The 16,136-nt window shown below is 32.5% G+C and carries 13 protein-coding genes and 2 tRNA genes; 6 read left to right on the forward strand and 9 right to left on the reverse strand.

Annotated elements, in window-relative coordinates; all coding sequences use genetic code 11:
* Positions 1–1,102: TrkA C-terminal domain-containing protein (locus AACZ53_RS08835; protein WP_339837240.1), on the forward strand; the 1,102-nt coding region annotated here is incomplete at its 5' end.
* A gap of 138 nt (positions 1,103–1,240) precedes the next feature.
* Entirely contained in the window at positions 1,241–2,689 is a 1,449-nt protein-coding gene (locus tag AACZ53_RS08840; RefSeq protein ID WP_339837242.1) for an NAD(P)/FAD-dependent oxidoreductase, read from the forward strand.
* Positions 2,690–2,729: 40 nt separating this feature from the next.
* Here AACZ53_RS08840 and AACZ53_RS08845 read toward each other — a convergent pair whose 3' ends face one another.
* From AACZ53_RS08845 to AACZ53_RS08855, 3 genes are all read right to left on the reverse strand, one after another.
* Entirely contained in the window at positions 2,730–4,502 is a 1,773-nt protein-coding gene (locus tag AACZ53_RS08845) for an ABC transporter transmembrane domain-containing protein (RefSeq protein WP_339837244.1), read from the reverse strand.
* Between the two features lie 21 nt (positions 4,503–4,523).
* The gene (gene guaB, locus AACZ53_RS08850) at positions 4,524–5,996 is read right to left on the reverse strand and encodes an IMP dehydrogenase (protein ID WP_339837246.1); all 1,473 of its coding nucleotides are present in this window, start codon (positions 5,994–5,996) and stop codon (positions 4,524–4,526) included.
* 128 nt (positions 5,997–6,124) lie between these two features.
* Positions 6,125–6,991: a hydroxymethylglutaryl-CoA lyase gene (locus AACZ53_RS08855; protein WP_339837248.1), complete on the reverse strand. Its 867-nt coding sequence runs from the start codon at positions 6,989–6,991 to the stop codon at positions 6,125–6,127.
* A 171-nt stretch (positions 6,992–7,162) separates the two neighbouring features.
* Here AACZ53_RS08855 and AACZ53_RS08860 point away from each other — a divergent pair, with 171 nt between their 5' ends.
* Together AACZ53_RS08860 and AACZ53_RS08865 are read left to right on the forward strand one after the other, a co-directional pair.
* Positions 7,163–7,774 (forward strand): hypothetical protein, encoded by a 612-nt coding sequence (locus AACZ53_RS08860; RefSeq protein WP_339837251.1) that lies wholly within the window; start codon positions 7,163–7,165, stop codon positions 7,772–7,774.
* Positions 7,771–8,487, forward strand: a complete 717-nt coding sequence (locus AACZ53_RS08865; RefSeq protein WP_339837253.1) for a DUF3307 domain-containing protein — start codon at positions 7,771–7,773, stop codon at positions 8,485–8,487. The genes AACZ53_RS08860 and AACZ53_RS08865 overlap by 4 nt, the downstream gene beginning before the upstream one ends.
* On the opposite strand, the gene AACZ53_RS08870 is transcribed toward AACZ53_RS08865, so the two are convergent.
* From AACZ53_RS08870 to proS, 6 genes are all read right to left on the reverse strand, one after another.
* On the reverse strand, positions 8,474–9,493 hold the full coding sequence (locus tag AACZ53_RS08870) for a quinone-dependent dihydroorotate dehydrogenase (RefSeq protein ID WP_339837255.1): 1,020 nt from the start codon (positions 9,491–9,493) through the stop codon (positions 8,474–8,476). The two genes, AACZ53_RS08865 and AACZ53_RS08870, sit on opposite strands and share 14 nt — an antisense overlap.
* Before the next feature lie 78 nt (positions 9,494–9,571).
* Positions 9,572–11,368 carry a translational GTPase TypA gene (typA, locus tag AACZ53_RS08875; protein ID WP_339837257.1) on the reverse strand — a complete coding sequence of 599 codons (1,797 nt, stop codon included), beginning with the start codon at positions 11,366–11,368 and terminating at the stop codon, positions 9,572–9,574.
* Between the two features lie 149 nt (positions 11,369–11,517).
* On the reverse strand, positions 11,518–11,769 hold the full coding sequence (gene rpsT / locus AACZ53_RS08880; protein ID WP_339837260.1) for a 30S ribosomal protein S20: 252 nt from the start codon (positions 11,767–11,769) through the stop codon (positions 11,518–11,520).
* 154 nt (positions 11,770–11,923) lie between these two features.
* Positions 11,924–11,995 (reverse strand) — tRNA-Glu (locus tag AACZ53_RS08885).
* A gap of 25 nt (positions 11,996–12,020) precedes the next feature.
* Positions 12,021–12,092: transfer RNA gene (locus AACZ53_RS08890), tRNA-Glu, on the reverse strand.
* A 68-nt stretch (positions 12,093–12,160) separates the two neighbouring features.
* Positions 12,161–13,639, reverse strand: a complete 1,479-nt coding sequence (gene proS, locus AACZ53_RS08895; RefSeq protein WP_339837263.1) for a proline--tRNA ligase — start codon at positions 13,637–13,639, stop codon at positions 12,161–12,163.
* A gap of 109 nt (positions 13,640–13,748) precedes the next feature.
* Between proS and AACZ53_RS08900 the strand changes: the two genes are divergently transcribed.
* Complete coding sequence (locus AACZ53_RS08900) at positions 13,749–14,738, forward strand: hypothetical protein (protein WP_339837265.1); 990 nt, start codon at positions 13,749–13,751, stop codon at positions 14,736–14,738.
* A gap of 33 nt (positions 14,739–14,771) precedes the next feature.
* A partial coding sequence (locus AACZ53_RS08905) for a transporter (protein WP_339837267.1) occupies positions 14,772–16,136 on the forward strand: 1,365 nt, incomplete at its 3' end.

The following is a 16,136-nucleotide window of genomic DNA, read 5'->3' on the forward strand; positions in this document are numbered from 1 at the left end:
AGTCACAGCATTTACAACTCCTTATATGATCAAATATGCAACACCAGTTGCTGGTTTTGTTGAAAAAAAATTACCTAAAAGATGGGTTAAAAGAATTGAAATTTATAGTGCCAATGCACAAGCTATAAAAACAGTTAGTACTTGGAGAAAAGCTATAAAAGAATATATTTTTCAAGTTTTAATTCACTCAATTATTTTGTTTGCAATCATTCAAATGTCGAAAAGGTATTTAATGCCTTTAATGGATGATTATAGCTATGGAAATATCGTAACAGCTGCTATAACATTCATCATTATTGCTCCTTTTTTGTGGGCTGTATCCTTGCGTAGAATTGCAACAACGGAAGTAGAAGAATTATTAAAAAACAAAAAACATCATGGCCCAATTTTAGTGCTGATATTCCTAAGAATGGTTATTGGTTTATTCTTTATTGGAATGATGTTAAACAACTTTCTTTCACCTGGAATTGCTGTTTTGGCTTTTGTGATTTCTGTGGTAATTATCATGTTGTTCCCTAAAAAAATCAATAGACTTTATTTAAAAATTGAAAATCGATTTATCAAAAATTACAACCAAAGAGAACTTTCCGTTAAGAAAATAAATCGAAATAACTTATCACCTTGGGATGGTCACTTGGCAAAATTTCTAATTGTACCTGAATCTGATTTGGTAGGAAAACCTTTGGAAGAAATCAAAATTAGAGAAGTTATAGGAATCAATATTGCTTATATAAAACGTGGAAATTTGCACATTAATATGCCAACTAAGTACGAAAAGCTCTATCCAAGTGATGAAATTTTTGTCATTGGAACAGATGTTCAAGTCAAAGAATTTGGAGATTATTTAAAGAAACACGAAGTAAAAATTATTGAAGAAGAAGATGCTGATATAGTATTACAACAATTTGAATTAGAGCACCAAAATTTCATAGGAAGAACCATTAGAGAAGCTGAGTTAAGAGAAAAAACAAAAGGTTTAGTTGTTGGAGTTGAACACAACGGAAGAAGAATATTAAACCCCGAATCAAATTTTATTTTAAGTAAAAATGATATTGTTTGGGTGGTTGGAGATCGAAAAAAGATTGCTTTATTTTTCGAGTAATTAAATTAAGAAAAATTAACAATCTTGTTTAACAAGATTAAAATATGTAGTTAAAAAATAAATACTAACCACAAATTCGCAAATTATTTCAATTGTTTAAAAAATTTGCGAATTTGTGGTCAAAATTTTAAAACATAAATGAAAAACGCACCCAACAAAAAAGCTAATTGGACCATTTGTCCCGAATGTAAAGGTCGAGGCAAAAAAAGCCAGAAGCTTAAAAAGAAAGTACGTTTAAATTTCCAAAAAGAACTAGAAGCTTTTGAAAAATCGGATAAGCAAGGAATTGCTCCAATTAAACCAAAAGCACATTTAAGTTCTTGCTTAAATTGTTCAGGTTCTGGATTGATTCTAAGTGACAATCGTCCTATTCCAGATTCAGAAAATTATCCAAATGTTGCCATTATTGGTGGTGGAATTGGTGGTGTAGCTTTAGCAGTTGCTTGTTTACATCGTGGCATTCCTTTTACACTTTATGAACGTGATGCCAACTTTGAAGCTCGTTCACAAGGTTATGGTCTAACCTTACAACAAGCCAGTAAAGCTATAGAAGGATTTGGGATTTTTTCGTTAGTTGAAGGTGTCGTTTCGACAAGACATTTGGTGCATACTTCAGAAGGAAAAGTCGTGGGTGAATGGGGAATGCGAAAATGGATGCAATCTGAACCTAAAAAAACTCCAAAAAAGACCAACATTCATATTGCTAGACAATCCATACGTTTGGCTTTGTTGGAACAACTTGGAGGAAATGATGCTGTGCAATGGAACCATCAATTAGTTGATTTTAAAGAAAATGAAGTTAAATCTTTTGACTTAAGTTTTCAAGTAAACGGAATTCTAAAAAACACCAAAGCCGATTTAGTAGTTGGTGCTGATGGCATTAGAAGTGCTGTGCGAAACTTATTAATTGGTGATAAAATTACTCCTTTACGTTATTTAGATTGTATTGTGATATTGGGAATTTGTCCTTTATCAGCTCTTGAAGGTGTTGATAGTTCATTGTTAGATTCAGCAACAGTTTTTCAGACAGGAAATGGTAATGAACGAATTTACATTATGCCTTATGATGCTAATTCTGTGATGTGGCAATTGAGTTTTCCAATGGCAGAAGAAGAAGCAAAAGCCTTAAGTGCCAGAGGTTATGAAGCCTTAAAAGAAGAAGCTTGTAAAAGAACCCAGTGGCACTCACCTATTCCACAAATTGTAAAAGCTACTAAAGCGACACAAGTTTCGGGTTACCCTGTGTATGACCGAGAAGTATTGAATCCCGAATTATTAGCAAAAGGAAAACAAACAACCTTAATTGGTGATGCAGCACATCCTATGAGTCCTTTTAAAGGACAAGGAGCCAACCAAGCGCTATTAGATGCACTTTCTTTAGCACGAGGAATTTACATAGGTTGTGGTCCATTTTCAAATTGGAAAGAAGCTGGAATCAGAAAAAGCATCTTAACGGATTTTGAAACCGAAATGCTAAAGCGAAGTGCCAAAAAAGTAAAAGACTCAGCCGAAGCCGCACAATTTTTACATTCTGATATTGTATTACAAGAAAATGATCAACCTAGAGGTAGTTGTTTGAAAGAATAATTTTGTAATTAGTATTCAACTAAAAACCGTCAAGTAAACCCTAGTATTCACTAAACTGCAAATTACTCAAATTCTTATAAATTCCTTTTTCAATTTCGAGTAATTCTTTGTGTGTTCCTTGTTCTACTATTTTTCCATCGTTTAAAACCAAAATGGCATCAGCACTTCTAATTGTTGAAAGTCGGTGCGCAATGATAATGCTAGTTCGGCCTTTCATTAAATTCTCTAAAGCTTCTTGCACTAACTTTTCACTTTCACTGTCTAATGAAGAAGTAGCTTCGTCTAAAATTAAAATACTTGGGTTTTTTAACAAAGCACGAGCAATGGCTATACGTTGTCTTTGTCCACCAGAAAGTTTTATTCCTCTTTCTCCAACTAGTGTATCCAATTTTTCAGGAAAACCATTTATAAAGTCATAAGCGTTGGCTTGTTTGGCTGCAAGTACTATTTCTTCTTCAGAAGCATCAGGTTTTCCGTAAGTTATATTTTCTCGAATACTTCCTCCAAAAAGAATTACATCTTGTGGAACAATACTCATATTTCCTCTAAGATTTTCTAAATCATAATCGTAGATGTTCTTGTCATCAATCAAAATTTTTCCTTTATCAATATCATAAAAACGCAGTAAAAGAGAAGAAATAGTCGATTTTCCTGCACCACTTGGGCCAACAATAGCAATTTTTTGACCAAAACCTGCTTCAAAGTTTACGTCTTTCAACACCTCAATTTCTGGTCTTGATGGATAGGAAAAACCTACATTTTTAAATCTTACCGTACCTTTTATTTTTTGAGTAGAATGATTTTGAGTAGCATTTATTTTTTCAGGAACTTCATCTAAAAGTTCAAAAACTCGTTCTGTTGCTCCAACGGCTTTTTGAATTTGTGCGTACAATTCGGCAATTCCTCCAAAAGAAGCTCCAATAAAAGTTGAGTATAATACGAAAGAAATTAATTCTCCAATTCCTTTTATTTCTCCTTCAATACACAAAACAACACCATACCAAACCACCACTACAATAGCTCCGAACAAACAAAAAATGATGAATGAAGCAAAATAACCTCGATAAATTCCTCCTTTGATGGCTAATTTTACAACTTCATTAATTTTTCCTCTGTAGCGGGCAATTTCGTACCATTCGTTAGCAAACGCTTTTACATTAGAAATTCCTTGCATCGTTTCTTCCACAATAACCTGACTTTCGGCTACTTGATCTTGAACAGCTTTAGAAAATTTTCTAATAAATCGACCAAAAATAACAGCTGCAACCGCAACAACAGGAACAATGCAAAGCATCATTAAAGTTAGCTTTAGACTTATAGTCGCTAGAAAAATAACGCCTCCAATAATTAAAATAAATTGTCTTAAAAATTCAGCAATAGTTGTCGTTAAAGTATCTTGAATTTGAGTAATATCTGAACTGATTCGACTATTCAATTCTCCTACTCTTTTTTGCGAGAAGAAAGTCATGGGTAATTTAATCAAATTACTATATAAAGCTAAGGTATTTTCGGTAAAATTAATAAACAACGATAATCTAAAAAACGAAAAAAAGGATTGCAATAATAAAATTACCATTAATCCTAAAGCGATGTTTTTAGCTTTGACTAAGTCTTTATTGTTCACACAATCTACCAACATTCCTAATAACTTTGGGAAAGCCAAGGCTGTTCCACCTGTTAAAAGTAGAAAAACCAGACCCACATAAAATTTCCATTTATGAGTATCAGCATATTTAAAAATAAGAGCCGCTTTACTTAAAGTACTTGCGTTGATTTTTGATTTGGGTAAATCGTTTTCTTTAAATCGAGCCATTTAGTTATTTAAAAACTTAAATTATCTTGAATAGTTCGGTGCTTCTTTAGTAATTGTAACATTATGAGGATGGCTTTCCCCTATTCCACTAGCTGTAATTCTTACGAATCTTCCAGTATCTTGTAACGTAGCAATATCTTTTGAACCACAATACCCCATTCCGGCTTTTAAACCACCTACAAATTGTTGCATGCTTTCGTTTAATTCTCCTTTATAAGGTACGCGACCTACAATTCCTTCTGGAACTAATTTCTTAACATCATCTTCCACATCTTGAAAATAACGATCTTTTGAACCATCTTCCATAGCTTCAATAGAACCCATTCCTCTATATGACTTGAATTTTCTTCCTTCAAAAATAATCGTTTCCCCTGGAGATTCTTTTGTTCCAGCTAATAAAGAGCCTAACATCACACAATCAGCACCAGCAGCAATCGCTTTTGGAATATCACCTGTGTAACGAATTCCACCATCAGCAATAACTGGAACACCACTACCTTTTATAGCAGCAGCTACTTCAATCACCGCAGAAAATTGAGGAAACCCAACTCCAGCCACAACACGAGTTGTACAAATTGAACCAGGTCCAATTCCAACTTTCACACCATCTGCACCGTTTTCAACTAAATATTTAGCGGCTTCAGGTGTTGCAATGTTTCCAACCACAACATCCAAATCAGGAAAAGAAGCTTTAACTAATTTTAAAACATCTACCACTCCTTTTGTATGTCCGTGAGCTGTATCGATAATTACTGCATCAACACCTGCGTTTACTAAAGCCGTTGCACGTTCTACAGCATCAGCCGTTACTCCAAGAGCAGCAGCCACACGTAAACGTCCATATTGGTCTTTATTAGCGTTTGGTTTTTGAGTCAGTTTTGTAATATCTCTAAACGTAATTAATCCAGCTAATTTATTATTTTCAGCAACGACTAATAGTTTTTCAATTTTATGATCTTGAAGAATTTCTTCGGCTTGTTGCAAAGTTGTACCTTCTTTTGCCGTTACTAAATTTTCAGAGGTCATCACTTCTGTAATTGGACGATCATTTCTACGTTCAAAACGCAAATCTCTGTTCGTAACAATTCCTTTTAAAGTCATGTTTTCATCCACAACCGGAATTCCACCAATACCATGTTCTTTCATAGCTCTTTTGGCATCACCAACTGTAGCTGTTAAAAGTAAAGTTACAGGATCGATTATCATTCCAGATTCAGCACGTTTTACTTTACGAACTTCGGCTGCTTGTTTTTCGATTGACATATTTTTATGCAAAACACCAATTCCACCTTCTTGAGCCATAGCAATTGCCATTGCACTTTCAGTAACCGTATCCATAGCTGCAGATACAATTGGAGTATTAAGTGTAATATTTCTAGAAAATTTTGATTTAATGCTAACTTCTCGTGGTAAAACTTCTGAGTAATTAGGAACTAATAGTACATCATCATAAGTAAGTCCTTCTCCGATGATCTTTGTTGTGTGTGCGTTCATTGTGCAATTCAGTTGTAGTAGTTAAATTGCAAGCAAATCTAGTGAAAAATTTTTAGTTTTTAGTTATTAGTTATCAGTTTTTTGACTAGTATTGAAATGAAAATCATTTTTCAAAAGCCAATTACTAATTAATGATACTGTGTGAAAAGCTTCAAAGCTTCATTATAAGAACTTTCAAAACTCATTGCGTGGCAATTGGTATCTACTTTTGCTGCTGTGAAATACGATAATAATTTTTCTGTTGGCATATTTCCTGTTAAGTCATCTGCTGCCATTGGACAACCCCCAAAACCTTGAATGGCTCCATCAAAACGATGACAACCTGCTTTGTAAGCTGCATCTACTTTTTCGTGCCATTTATCCGGAGTTGTATGTAAATGCGCTCCAAATTCAATGTTTGGATACTTTGGAATTAAGTTAGAAAACAAATAATCAATCATTTCTGGATTTGAAGTTCCAACTGTATCGGAAAGTGAAAGGATTTTTACACCCATTTTATCCATTTTTTCGGTCCATTCTCCTACGATTTCCACATTCCAAGGATCACCATAAGGATTTCCAAAACCCATTGATAAATAAGCTACAACTTCTTTATTATTTTTATCAGCAATTTCAAGAATTTCACTTAAAGTTACGATGGATTCAGCAATGGTCTTGTGAGTATTTCTCATTTGAAAATTCTCTGAAATTGAAAAAGGAAACCCTAAATATTGAATTTCTTTATGTTCTGCCGCCATTTCTGCACCTCTTGTATTAGCAATTATTGCTAAAAGTTTACTTTGCGTTTGAGACAAATCTAATTTTGCTAAAACTTCAGCAGTATCAACCATTTGCGGAATTGCCTTTGGAGAAACAAAGCTTCCAAAATCAATTGTGTCATAACCTACACGCAATAAAGCTTGTATGTATTGTACTTTTTTCTCAGTAGGAATAAATGCTTTGATGCCTTGCATAGCATCTCTTGGACATTCGATTATTTTAACTTGTGGATTCAATGATTTGCTTTTAAAGTGCTAAGATAAGAAGAATTTGACTGATAAAAAAAAACATTATATTACGTTTTTAAGTAATAATTATAAATATTACATATATTGGTAATAATTAATAATATTACATTTTTTGGTAATATGTTTTGTAAATTAAAAAGTATTTTATAGATTTGATATATGAATTGCATAATTACAGGTGACGTAAAAGGTTCACGCAGAGCAAAATCGGAAAATTGGTTAGAAGAGTTGAAGAAACTTTTTCTACAATTTGGCAAAACACCAATGGATTGGGAGGTTTATCGTGGAGATGAATTTCAATTGGAAGTAAAGAACTGTGAAGAAGCTTTATTGGTTGCGTTTCAAATAAAAGCGTATTTGCGAAGTATCAAATTAGATGCTCGAATGAGTATTGGTTTTGGTGATAAAACATACAAAACAAAGAAAATTTCTGAAAGTAATGGAAGTGCATTTATAAATTCAGGTATTGGATTTGAAAATTTAAAGAAAAACAAAACTACTTTATCGATTCACAGTTCTAACAAAATTTTTGATAAAGAAATGAATCTAATATTGCGATTGGGTTTATCTTTTATGGACAATTGGTTAGCACAATCAGCTGAATTTGTATTGATTACTATTCAAAACCCTAAACTTTCACAAGAAGAAATTGGTTCAAAATTAGGCATCAATCAAGCTGCAGTTAGTAGAAGACGAAAAAGAGCTAATTTTGATCTATTGCTAGAGATTAATTCGGCTTTTGCTGAAAAATTAAAAATGCTTGAGATATGATATTATTCGCAAAACTTTTATTAGCACATTTGATTGGTGATTTTCTATTGCAACCTAACAAATGGGTAAATGATAAAGAAAAAAAGAAGCAAAAAAGCATCTATTTATATTTACATACTACTTTACATTTAGCATTAGTATTGCTTTTTGTAGCAGAAATTGATTTTATTATTTATGGAATCATATTAGCCGTTTCACACGGAATTATTGACTTAATAAAACTAAAATTTCAAAAGAAAAAAACGAAACGAATTTGGTTTTCAGTAGATCAACTATTGCATTTATTGATGATTTTTATAATTGTTTTGATTTACAATGACACTTCTATAGATTTCAAAAACCTAGACAGTACCATTTGGATATTTATAACCGGAATTGTTTTATTGACGAAACCAACTTCGATAATTATAAAAAATATTATTTCTATTTGGACACCCGAAAGTAAGAACAAAGAAGATAATTCATTACAAAATGCAGGAAATTATATTGGTATTTTGGAACGTTTATTTGTATTTTGCTTTATTATAACCAATCATTTTGAAGCTATTGGCTTCTTATTAGCTGCAAAATCAATCTTTAGATTTGGTGATTTGAAAGAAGCAAAAGATCGAAAACTTACAGAATATGTTCTTATTGGAACCTTATTAAGTTTTGGAATCGCAATTTTAGCTGGTTTGGTTGTTGAATTTGGAACACGAATTAGCTTTTCTTAAGCAAAGCTTTATTGATTTTTTTAATCAATTTTGGTCCTTCATAAATAAAACCTGTATACAATTGTACTAAACTTGCACCAGCGTCTAATTTCTCTAAAGCATCTTTTGCAGAATGTATTCCTCCTACTCCAATAATTGGAAATGATTTATTGCCTTTTTCCGAAAGAAAACGAATTACTTCAGTTGAACGATTAGTCAAAGGTTTACCTGATAATCCTCCCGTTTCTGATTTGTTTGCTGATTCTAATCCATCACGAGAAATGGTTGTATTTGATGCAATGACTCCTGCTATTTTAGTTTCATTTACAATTTCAATAATATCTAGTAATTGTTCGTTGGTTAAATCTGGAGCAATTTTTAGAAGAATTGGTTTTGGTTTATCTTTCTTTAAATTAAGAATTTGTAAAGTATTCAATAAAGCTTTCAAAGGTTCTTTTTCTTGAAGTTCTCTTAAATTTGGTGTATTTGGCGAACTTACATTCACAACAAAATAATCTACGTAATCAAACAAAGCTTCAAAACAAATAACGTAATCATTGACCGCATTTTCGTTTGGAGTGATTTTGTTTTTTCCAATGTTTCCACCAATAAGAACTCCGTGGTTCTTTTTAAGTCGAACAATTGCTTCTTCAACACCACCGTTATTAAACCCCATCCGATTGATAATAGCTGAATCCTCTTGCAGTCTAAAAAGTCTTTTTTTAGGATTTCCGTCTTGAGGTTTTGGAGTTAAGGTTCCGATTTCAATAAATCCGAATCCGAAATTAGATAATTCTTGGTATAATTTAGCGTCTTTATCAAAACCTGCTGCTAAACCCACTGGGTTTTTGAATTTTAATCCGAAAACTTCTCTTTCTAATTTTGGACTTTTCACTTCGTAATACGAATTGATAAGTGTTCCTATAAAAGGAATCTTATGTAAAAAACGAATTAAAGAAAAGGTAAAGTAATGTACTTTTTCTGGATCAAACTTAAATAAAATGGGACGAATTAATAAACGATACATAGTAATTGTGTTGAAATGCAAAAATAGGCATATATAAAAAATGTCCCACTAAAAAAGTGAGACATTTTAATAATTTAATTATATTTTGAAACGTTTTCTGTCTGTTTCTGTCAAATAGATCTTTCTTAAACGAATAGATTTTGGTGTAACCTCAACATATTCATCTTTTTGAATGTATTCCAAAGCTTCCTCTAAAGAGAAAATAATTGGAGGAATAATTCTTGCTTTTTCATCATTTCCAGAAGAACGAACGTTAGATTGTTTCTTAGCTTTCGTTACGTTGATACACATATCATCAGAACGAGAGTTTTCACCAATAACTTGACCTTCATAGATTTCAGCATTTGGTTCAACGAAGAACTTACCTCTATCTTGTAATTTATCAATAGAATAAGGAATTGCTTTCCCGTTTTCCATAGAAATTAACGAACCATTGTTACGTCCAGGAATAGCTCCTTTAAAAGGCTCATACCCAATGTAACGGTGTGACATAATTGCCTCACCTGCCGTTGCAGTTAATAATTGATTACGTAATCCAATAATTCCACGAGATGGAATGTTGAATTTAATAATCATACGTTCACCTTTACCTTCCATAGAAAGCATTTCACCTTTACGTAATGTAACAAATTCCACAGCTCTACCTGAAAGATTTTCAGGTAAATCGATTGTTAATTCTTCTATTGGTTCACATTTTTTACCATCAATTTCTTTAATGATTACTTGTGGTTGACCGATTTGTAACTCATACCCTTCTCTTCTCATTGTTTCAATAAGAACAGATAAGTGAAGTACACCACGACCGAAAACCATAAATTTATCAGCAGAATCAGTCTCACCCATTTTCATAGCTAAGTTTTTCTCTAATTCTTTAGTCAGTCTATCTCTAATATGTCTTGATGTTACAAATTTACCTTCTTTACCAAAGAAAGGTGAATCGTTAATTGTAAACAACATACTCATTGTAGGCTCATCGATTGCAATAGAAGCTAACGCTTCTGGATTTTCAAAATCAGCGATAGTATCACCAATTTCAAAACCTTCTACACCAATAATGGCACAAATATCTCCAGCAATAACTTCTTGTACTTTTTTACGTCCAAGACCTTCAAAAGTATGTAATTCTTTAATACGTGATTTTGTTATAGTACCATCTCTTTTTACTAATGAGATTGGCATTCCTTCTTTTAAAACACCTCTTTCAAGACGTCCAATTGCAATACGACCTGTAAAACTTGAAAAGTCTAAAGATGTAATTAGCATTTGAGGCGTTCCTTCAGAAACTTTAGGAGCTGGTACATTTTCAATAACCATATCTAATAATGCTTCAACATTATCAGTTATGTTTTCCCAATGGTCAGACATCCAGTTGTTTTTAGCAGAACCATAAACAGTTGGAAAATCCAATTGCCATTCTTCTGCACCTAATTCAAACATTAAGTCAAAAACTTTTTCATGAACTTCTTCAGGAGTACAGTTTTCTTTATCTACTTTATTGATTACAACACAAGGCTTTAATCCTAAGTCAATAGCTTTTTGTAATACGAAACGCGTTTGAGGCATTGGCCCTTCAAAAGCATCTACTAAAAGACACACACCATCAGCCATGTTTAATACACGTTCTACTTCTCCACCAAAATCCGCGTGACCCGGTGTATCAATAATGTTGATTTTTGTTCCTTTGTATTGTACAGAAACGTTTTTAGAGGTAATTGTAATTCCTCTTTCACGCTCTAAATCATTGTTATCTAATATTAAATCACCTGTGTTTTCGTTATCACGAAATAATTGACAGTGATACATAATTTTATCAACCAAAGTAGTTTTACCGTGGTCAACGTGTGCAATAATTGCAATGTTTCTGATAGATTCCATCTTATTTTTTTAGTGGTGCAAAGGTAATACTTATTTTGTAATAAAATACGAACCAATGCATTACTTTACATATATTTACTATTTCTTAACTTAATCCCATAAAAAAAGCCCTCAAAAGAGGGCTTTTAATAATTAAAATTTGTAAATTCTTATAAGGAAGCTACATATTTAGTTAACTTAGATTTTAAGTTTGAAGCTTTATTAGAATGAATAATATTCTTTTTAGCTAATTTATCAATCATTGAAAATACTTCGTTCAATTTTATTGTTGCATCAGCTTTATCAGTAGCCATACGAATTGCTTTAATAGCATTACGCGTAGTCTTATGCTGATATTTGTTGATTACTCTTTTCTTCTCGCTTGTTCTAATTCTCTTTAATGCTGACTTGTGATTTGCCATTTTTTTTTAATTTAATTGTAATAATTATTTATAAACTACTAGTTAAAAAAGAAAAACCTCCCACAATTGTAAAACAATCACTTTGGTTTTAACTAATAAAATAAAAAACAGAGACACTACCTTTTATTTTACAAAACTTATTTACAACTAATTGTAGCCCGTAGGGGAATCGAACCCCTCTTACATGGATGAAAACCATGCGTCCTAACCGATAGACGAACGGGCCATTAATTCTGTAATTTCAATATTTGTAGCCCGTAGGGGAATCGAACCCCTCTTACATGGATGAAAACCATGCGTCCTAACCGATAGACGAACGGGCCAATATTTCTGTATTGCGGATGCAAAAATACAACTATTTTTTATTTTCGCAACAGAAATTTATTATTTTTTAATATGCTTTTGCAAATAAAACTCTACGCTCTGATTTTGAACCAGTTAAAACACATTTTCCTTCTTCAATAGCACCATCTAAAGGGATACATCTGATAGTTGCCTTAGTTAATTCCTTAATTTTCTCTTCAGTTTCTGCCGTTCCATCCCAATGTGCCGACACAAAACCAGCTTTATTTTCTAAAACATCTTTAAATTCTTCAAAATTCTGAACCTCAGTTATATGCGTGTCTCTATATTTTAAAGCTTTATTAAATAAATCAGATTGAATTGTCTCTAATAATTCAGAAATATAACCTACAACTCCTTCTTGAGCGATAATTTCTTTAGTTAAAGTATCTCTTCTTGCAATTTCGAAAGTTTTATTTTCTAAATCTTTTGGACCAACCGCAATTCGAACTGGAACACCTTTCAATTCCCATTCAGCAAACTTAAATCCTGGCTTATGTGTCGTTCTATTATCAAACTTAACAGATATGTTCAGTTTTTTAAATTGAGCTACTAAATCATTTACAACAACTGAAATTCTTTCAAATTCCTCATCTGTTTTAAAAATAGGCACAATTACAACTTGAATTGGAGCTAAATTTGGAGGTAACACCAAACCCAAATCATCTGAATGCGTCATAACTAGAGCACCCATCAAACGCGTAGAAACACCCCAAGAAGTCCCCCAAACGTATTCTTGTTTTCCTTCTGCATTTGCAAATTTTACATCAAAAGCTTTGGCAAAATTTTGACCTAAAAAATGAGAAGTTCCTGCTTGAAGCGCTTTTCCATCTTGCATTAATGCTTCAATACAATAAGTTTCTTCTGCACCTGCAAAACGTTCTGTTTCAGTTTTTAACCCTTTTATTACTGGAATTGCCATAAATCTTTCTGAAAAATCAGCATAAACATTCATCATTTTTTCAGATTCCTCTATAGCTTCTTGTTTTGTAGCATGAGCTGTATGCCCTTCTTGCCATAAGAACTCAGCAGTTCTTAAAAACAAACGTGTACGCATTTCCCAACGAACAACATTTGCCCATTGATTAATTAGTAGAGGTAAATCCCTATAAGACTGAACCCATCCTTTATATGTTGACCAGATTATTGCTTCACTAGTTGGACGAACGATTAGCTCTTCTTCTAATTTAGCATTTTCATCAACTTTTAATTTTCCAGGATTGTCTTCATCATTTTTTAAACGATAATGAGTTACAATAGCACATTCCTTTGCAAATCCTTCGGCATTTTTTTCCTCTGCTTCAAACATACTTTTGGGAACAAAAAGAGGAAAATAGGCATTTTGATGACCTGTTTCTTTAAACATCCTATCTAATTCGGCTTGCATTTTTTCCCATATTGCATAACCATATGGTTTAATTACCATACATCCTCTTACTCCTGAATTCTCTGCTAAATCGGCTTTTACAACTAATTCGTTGTACCATTTAGAATAATCTTCTGTTCTTTTTGTTAAGTTTTTACTCATTACTAGTGAATTGGCATAAAAATTGTTACTATTTCTTATATAAATTTTAACTAAAATATTCGACAAAACTAACTATTTTTGTGATGTCCAACAATAAAAACTTGCTATTATGAAAACTATTTACCAAACTTCAATTAAAAACTACCGATTGTTGCTCCTAAGTTTAGTATCGATTGGTATAACTTCATGTGGTTCTTTCAAGAATTCTTCCTATGAAGATAATGATGGAATTTACAGTTCATCAAAAAGAGAAACCACACTAGATGAAACTCAAACCTACACTCAAGTGCAACCAAATAATGTCTACGTTGACAAATTTAAGGATATGCAAGATGAATTTGAGGAAACTGAATATTTTACTGATGTAGATTCATACACTTCAAATGAGACTGATACTGTATACGTTGTAGAAAGAAGTTATGCCGGATGGGGAAACAATACAGATCAAGTAAATGTTAACTTCTATAATAACGGCTGGAATAACTGGGGTTATGGCTATAATTCTTGGTATGGTCCAGGATGGAATAATGGATTCTATTTTGGGAACACTTGGGGATTAGGCTTTAACTATGGTTGGAATAATTGGTATAATCCTTATTATGGATATGGTTACGGCTTTAATAATTGGGGCTATAACCCATATTATGGTTACAACAATTTCTTTGGAGGAAATTATCGAGGAAATGTATCATACAATGCTGGTACCAGAGGAATGAGTAGATATAATCCGGCTAATTCTGGAAGAAGTTCTGGAAGAACAGCAACTGTTACCGGAAGAAACAATCAAATAGGAAATTCTACTGTAAGAAGTCCAAGAACAAGATCTTCTTCCATAAACACAAACAACTCTCCTAGAAATACTACTACAAGTCCAAGAACAACTTCGCCAAGAAGCACAACTTCTCCAAGAAGTATAAATAGTCCTAGAACAACAACATCTCCGAGAACAACTACAACACCACGAAGTAGTTCAACTCCTAGAAGTAGTAATTCGGGCGGAAGTTTTGGCGGAAGTAGATCATCAGGTGGTTCTTCTGGTGGAAGTTCTGGTGGTGGACGTTCATCAGGTGGTGGCGGTGGTCGTGGAGGTCGCGGTTAAAATTAATTGATTAAGAAAAAAGAAAAAAATACTATGAAAAAAATATTCTTATCCTTATTACTAGGAACATCATTTATTGGCCTTTCGCAAGAAACAACACCAAGTGATGCACTTAGATATGCTGTTGAAGATTTAAATGGAACAGCTAGATTTAGAGCAATGAGTGGTTCAATGGGAGCAATTGGTGGAGATTTATCTGCTATCAATATCAATCCTGCTGGTTCTGTTGTCTTTAAATACAATACGTTTAGTGCTACAGTTTCTGGTTTTAACCAAAAAAATAATTCTACTTATTTTGGCTCAAGATCTAGTGAAAATGATTTTAAGTTAGACTTAAATCAAATTGGAGCTGTTTTTGTTTTTGATAATACAGATAAAAACAGTGATTGGAAAAAATTAAGTTTTGCAATCAATTATGAAAATACAAATAACTTTAATAATCAACTATTTTCAAAAGGAACCAATCCCAACAATTCAATAGGTAATTATTTTTCAGATGCTGCTCAGGGTTATCAATTAGAATATTTACAAACACAACCCGGAGAATCAGTAAGTAGCCTATACAATTATCTTGGAGAAACTGGAGGCTTAGGCTTTGGTGCCCAACAAGCAATGTTAGGATATCAAGGCTTTATTGTAAGTGCTTTTGACGATACAGATTCAAATAACGTTGATTATTTTACAAATATTCCTGTTGGTGGAAATTATTACCAAGAAAGCTATATTAAATCTAAAGGATACAACGGAAAATTAACTGGAAATTTTGCTGCTAATTATAATGATATTCTTTCTTTGGGTATGAATTTAAACATTCATTTTACAGATTACACAAAGTCTTCTTCTGTTTATGAAAGTAATAATAATCCAGAATACACTACTGGTTCAACTGTCAAGAGAATTCAATTTGATAATGACTTATACACTTATGGTAGAGGTTTTTCTCTAAACTTAGGAGCAATAGCAAAGGTTACTGAAGAATTTAGATTGGGACTTGCTTATGAGTCACCTACATGGTATGCTTTAAATGATGAATTATCGCAACGTCTTGTTGTTGTAAATTCTGATGCTAATGGAACTTATACAGATGTAGTTGATCCAAATGTTGTGAATATTTATCCTAGTTACAATGTAAAAACACCTAGCAAATGGACAGGAAGTGCTGCTTATATTTTTGGAAGTAGTGGATTTATTAATGTAGATGTATCTTCTAAAGATTACAGCACAACAACATTCAGACCTAAAAATGATGCATTATACGCTTCTTTAAATGATAACATGAGTGCAAATTTAAAAAACACAATTTCATATAATGTTGGTGGTGAATATAAAATTAAACAAATTAGTTTAAGAGCTGGTTATAGATTTGAAGAAAGTCCTTACAAAGTTGACGCAAATTTT

Origin of the sequence: uncultured Flavobacterium sp. (assembly GCF_963975005.1) — a bacterium.
In the GTDB taxonomy this organism is placed as follows: domain Bacteria; phylum Bacteroidota; class Bacteroidia; order Flavobacteriales; family Flavobacteriaceae; genus Flavobacterium.

What these genes read in the sequence shown, in the direction of transcription:
- AACZ53_RS08840 (WP_339837242.1), top strand. Translation starts at nt 1,241, where the DNA reads ATGAAAAACGCACCCAACAAAAAAGCTAATTGGACCATTTGTCCCGAA.
- AACZ53_RS08845 (WP_339837244.1), bottom strand. Translation starts at nt 4,502, where the DNA reads ATGGCTCGATTTAAAGAAAACGATTTACCCAAATCAAAAATCAACGCA.
- guaB (WP_339837246.1), bottom strand. Translation starts at nt 5,996, where the DNA reads ATGAACGCACACACAACAAAGATCATCGGAGAAGGACTTACTTATGAT.
- AACZ53_RS08860 (WP_339837251.1), top strand. Translation starts at nt 7,163, where the DNA reads ATGAATTGCATAATTACAGGTGACGTAAAAGGTTCACGCAGAGCAAAA.
- AACZ53_RS08865 (WP_339837253.1), top strand. Translation starts at nt 7,771, where the DNA reads ATGATATTATTCGCAAAACTTTTATTAGCACATTTGATTGGTGATTTT.
- AACZ53_RS08870 (WP_339837255.1), bottom strand. Translation starts at nt 9,493, where the DNA reads ATGTATCGTTTATTAATTCGTCCCATTTTATTTAAGTTTGATCCAGAA.
- typA (WP_339837257.1), bottom strand. Translation starts at nt 11,368, where the DNA reads ATGGAATCTATCAGAAACATTGCAATTATTGCACACGTTGACCACGGT.
- rpsT (WP_339837260.1), bottom strand. Translation starts at nt 11,769, where the DNA reads ATGGCAAATCACAAGTCAGCATTAAAGAGAATTAGAACAAGCGAGAAG.
- proS (WP_339837263.1), bottom strand. Translation starts at nt 13,639, where the DNA reads ATGAGTAAAAACTTAACAAAAAGAACAGAAGATTATTCTAAATGGTAC.
- AACZ53_RS08900 (WP_339837265.1), top strand. Translation starts at nt 13,749, where the DNA reads ATGAAAACTATTTACCAAACTTCAATTAAAAACTACCGATTGTTGCTC.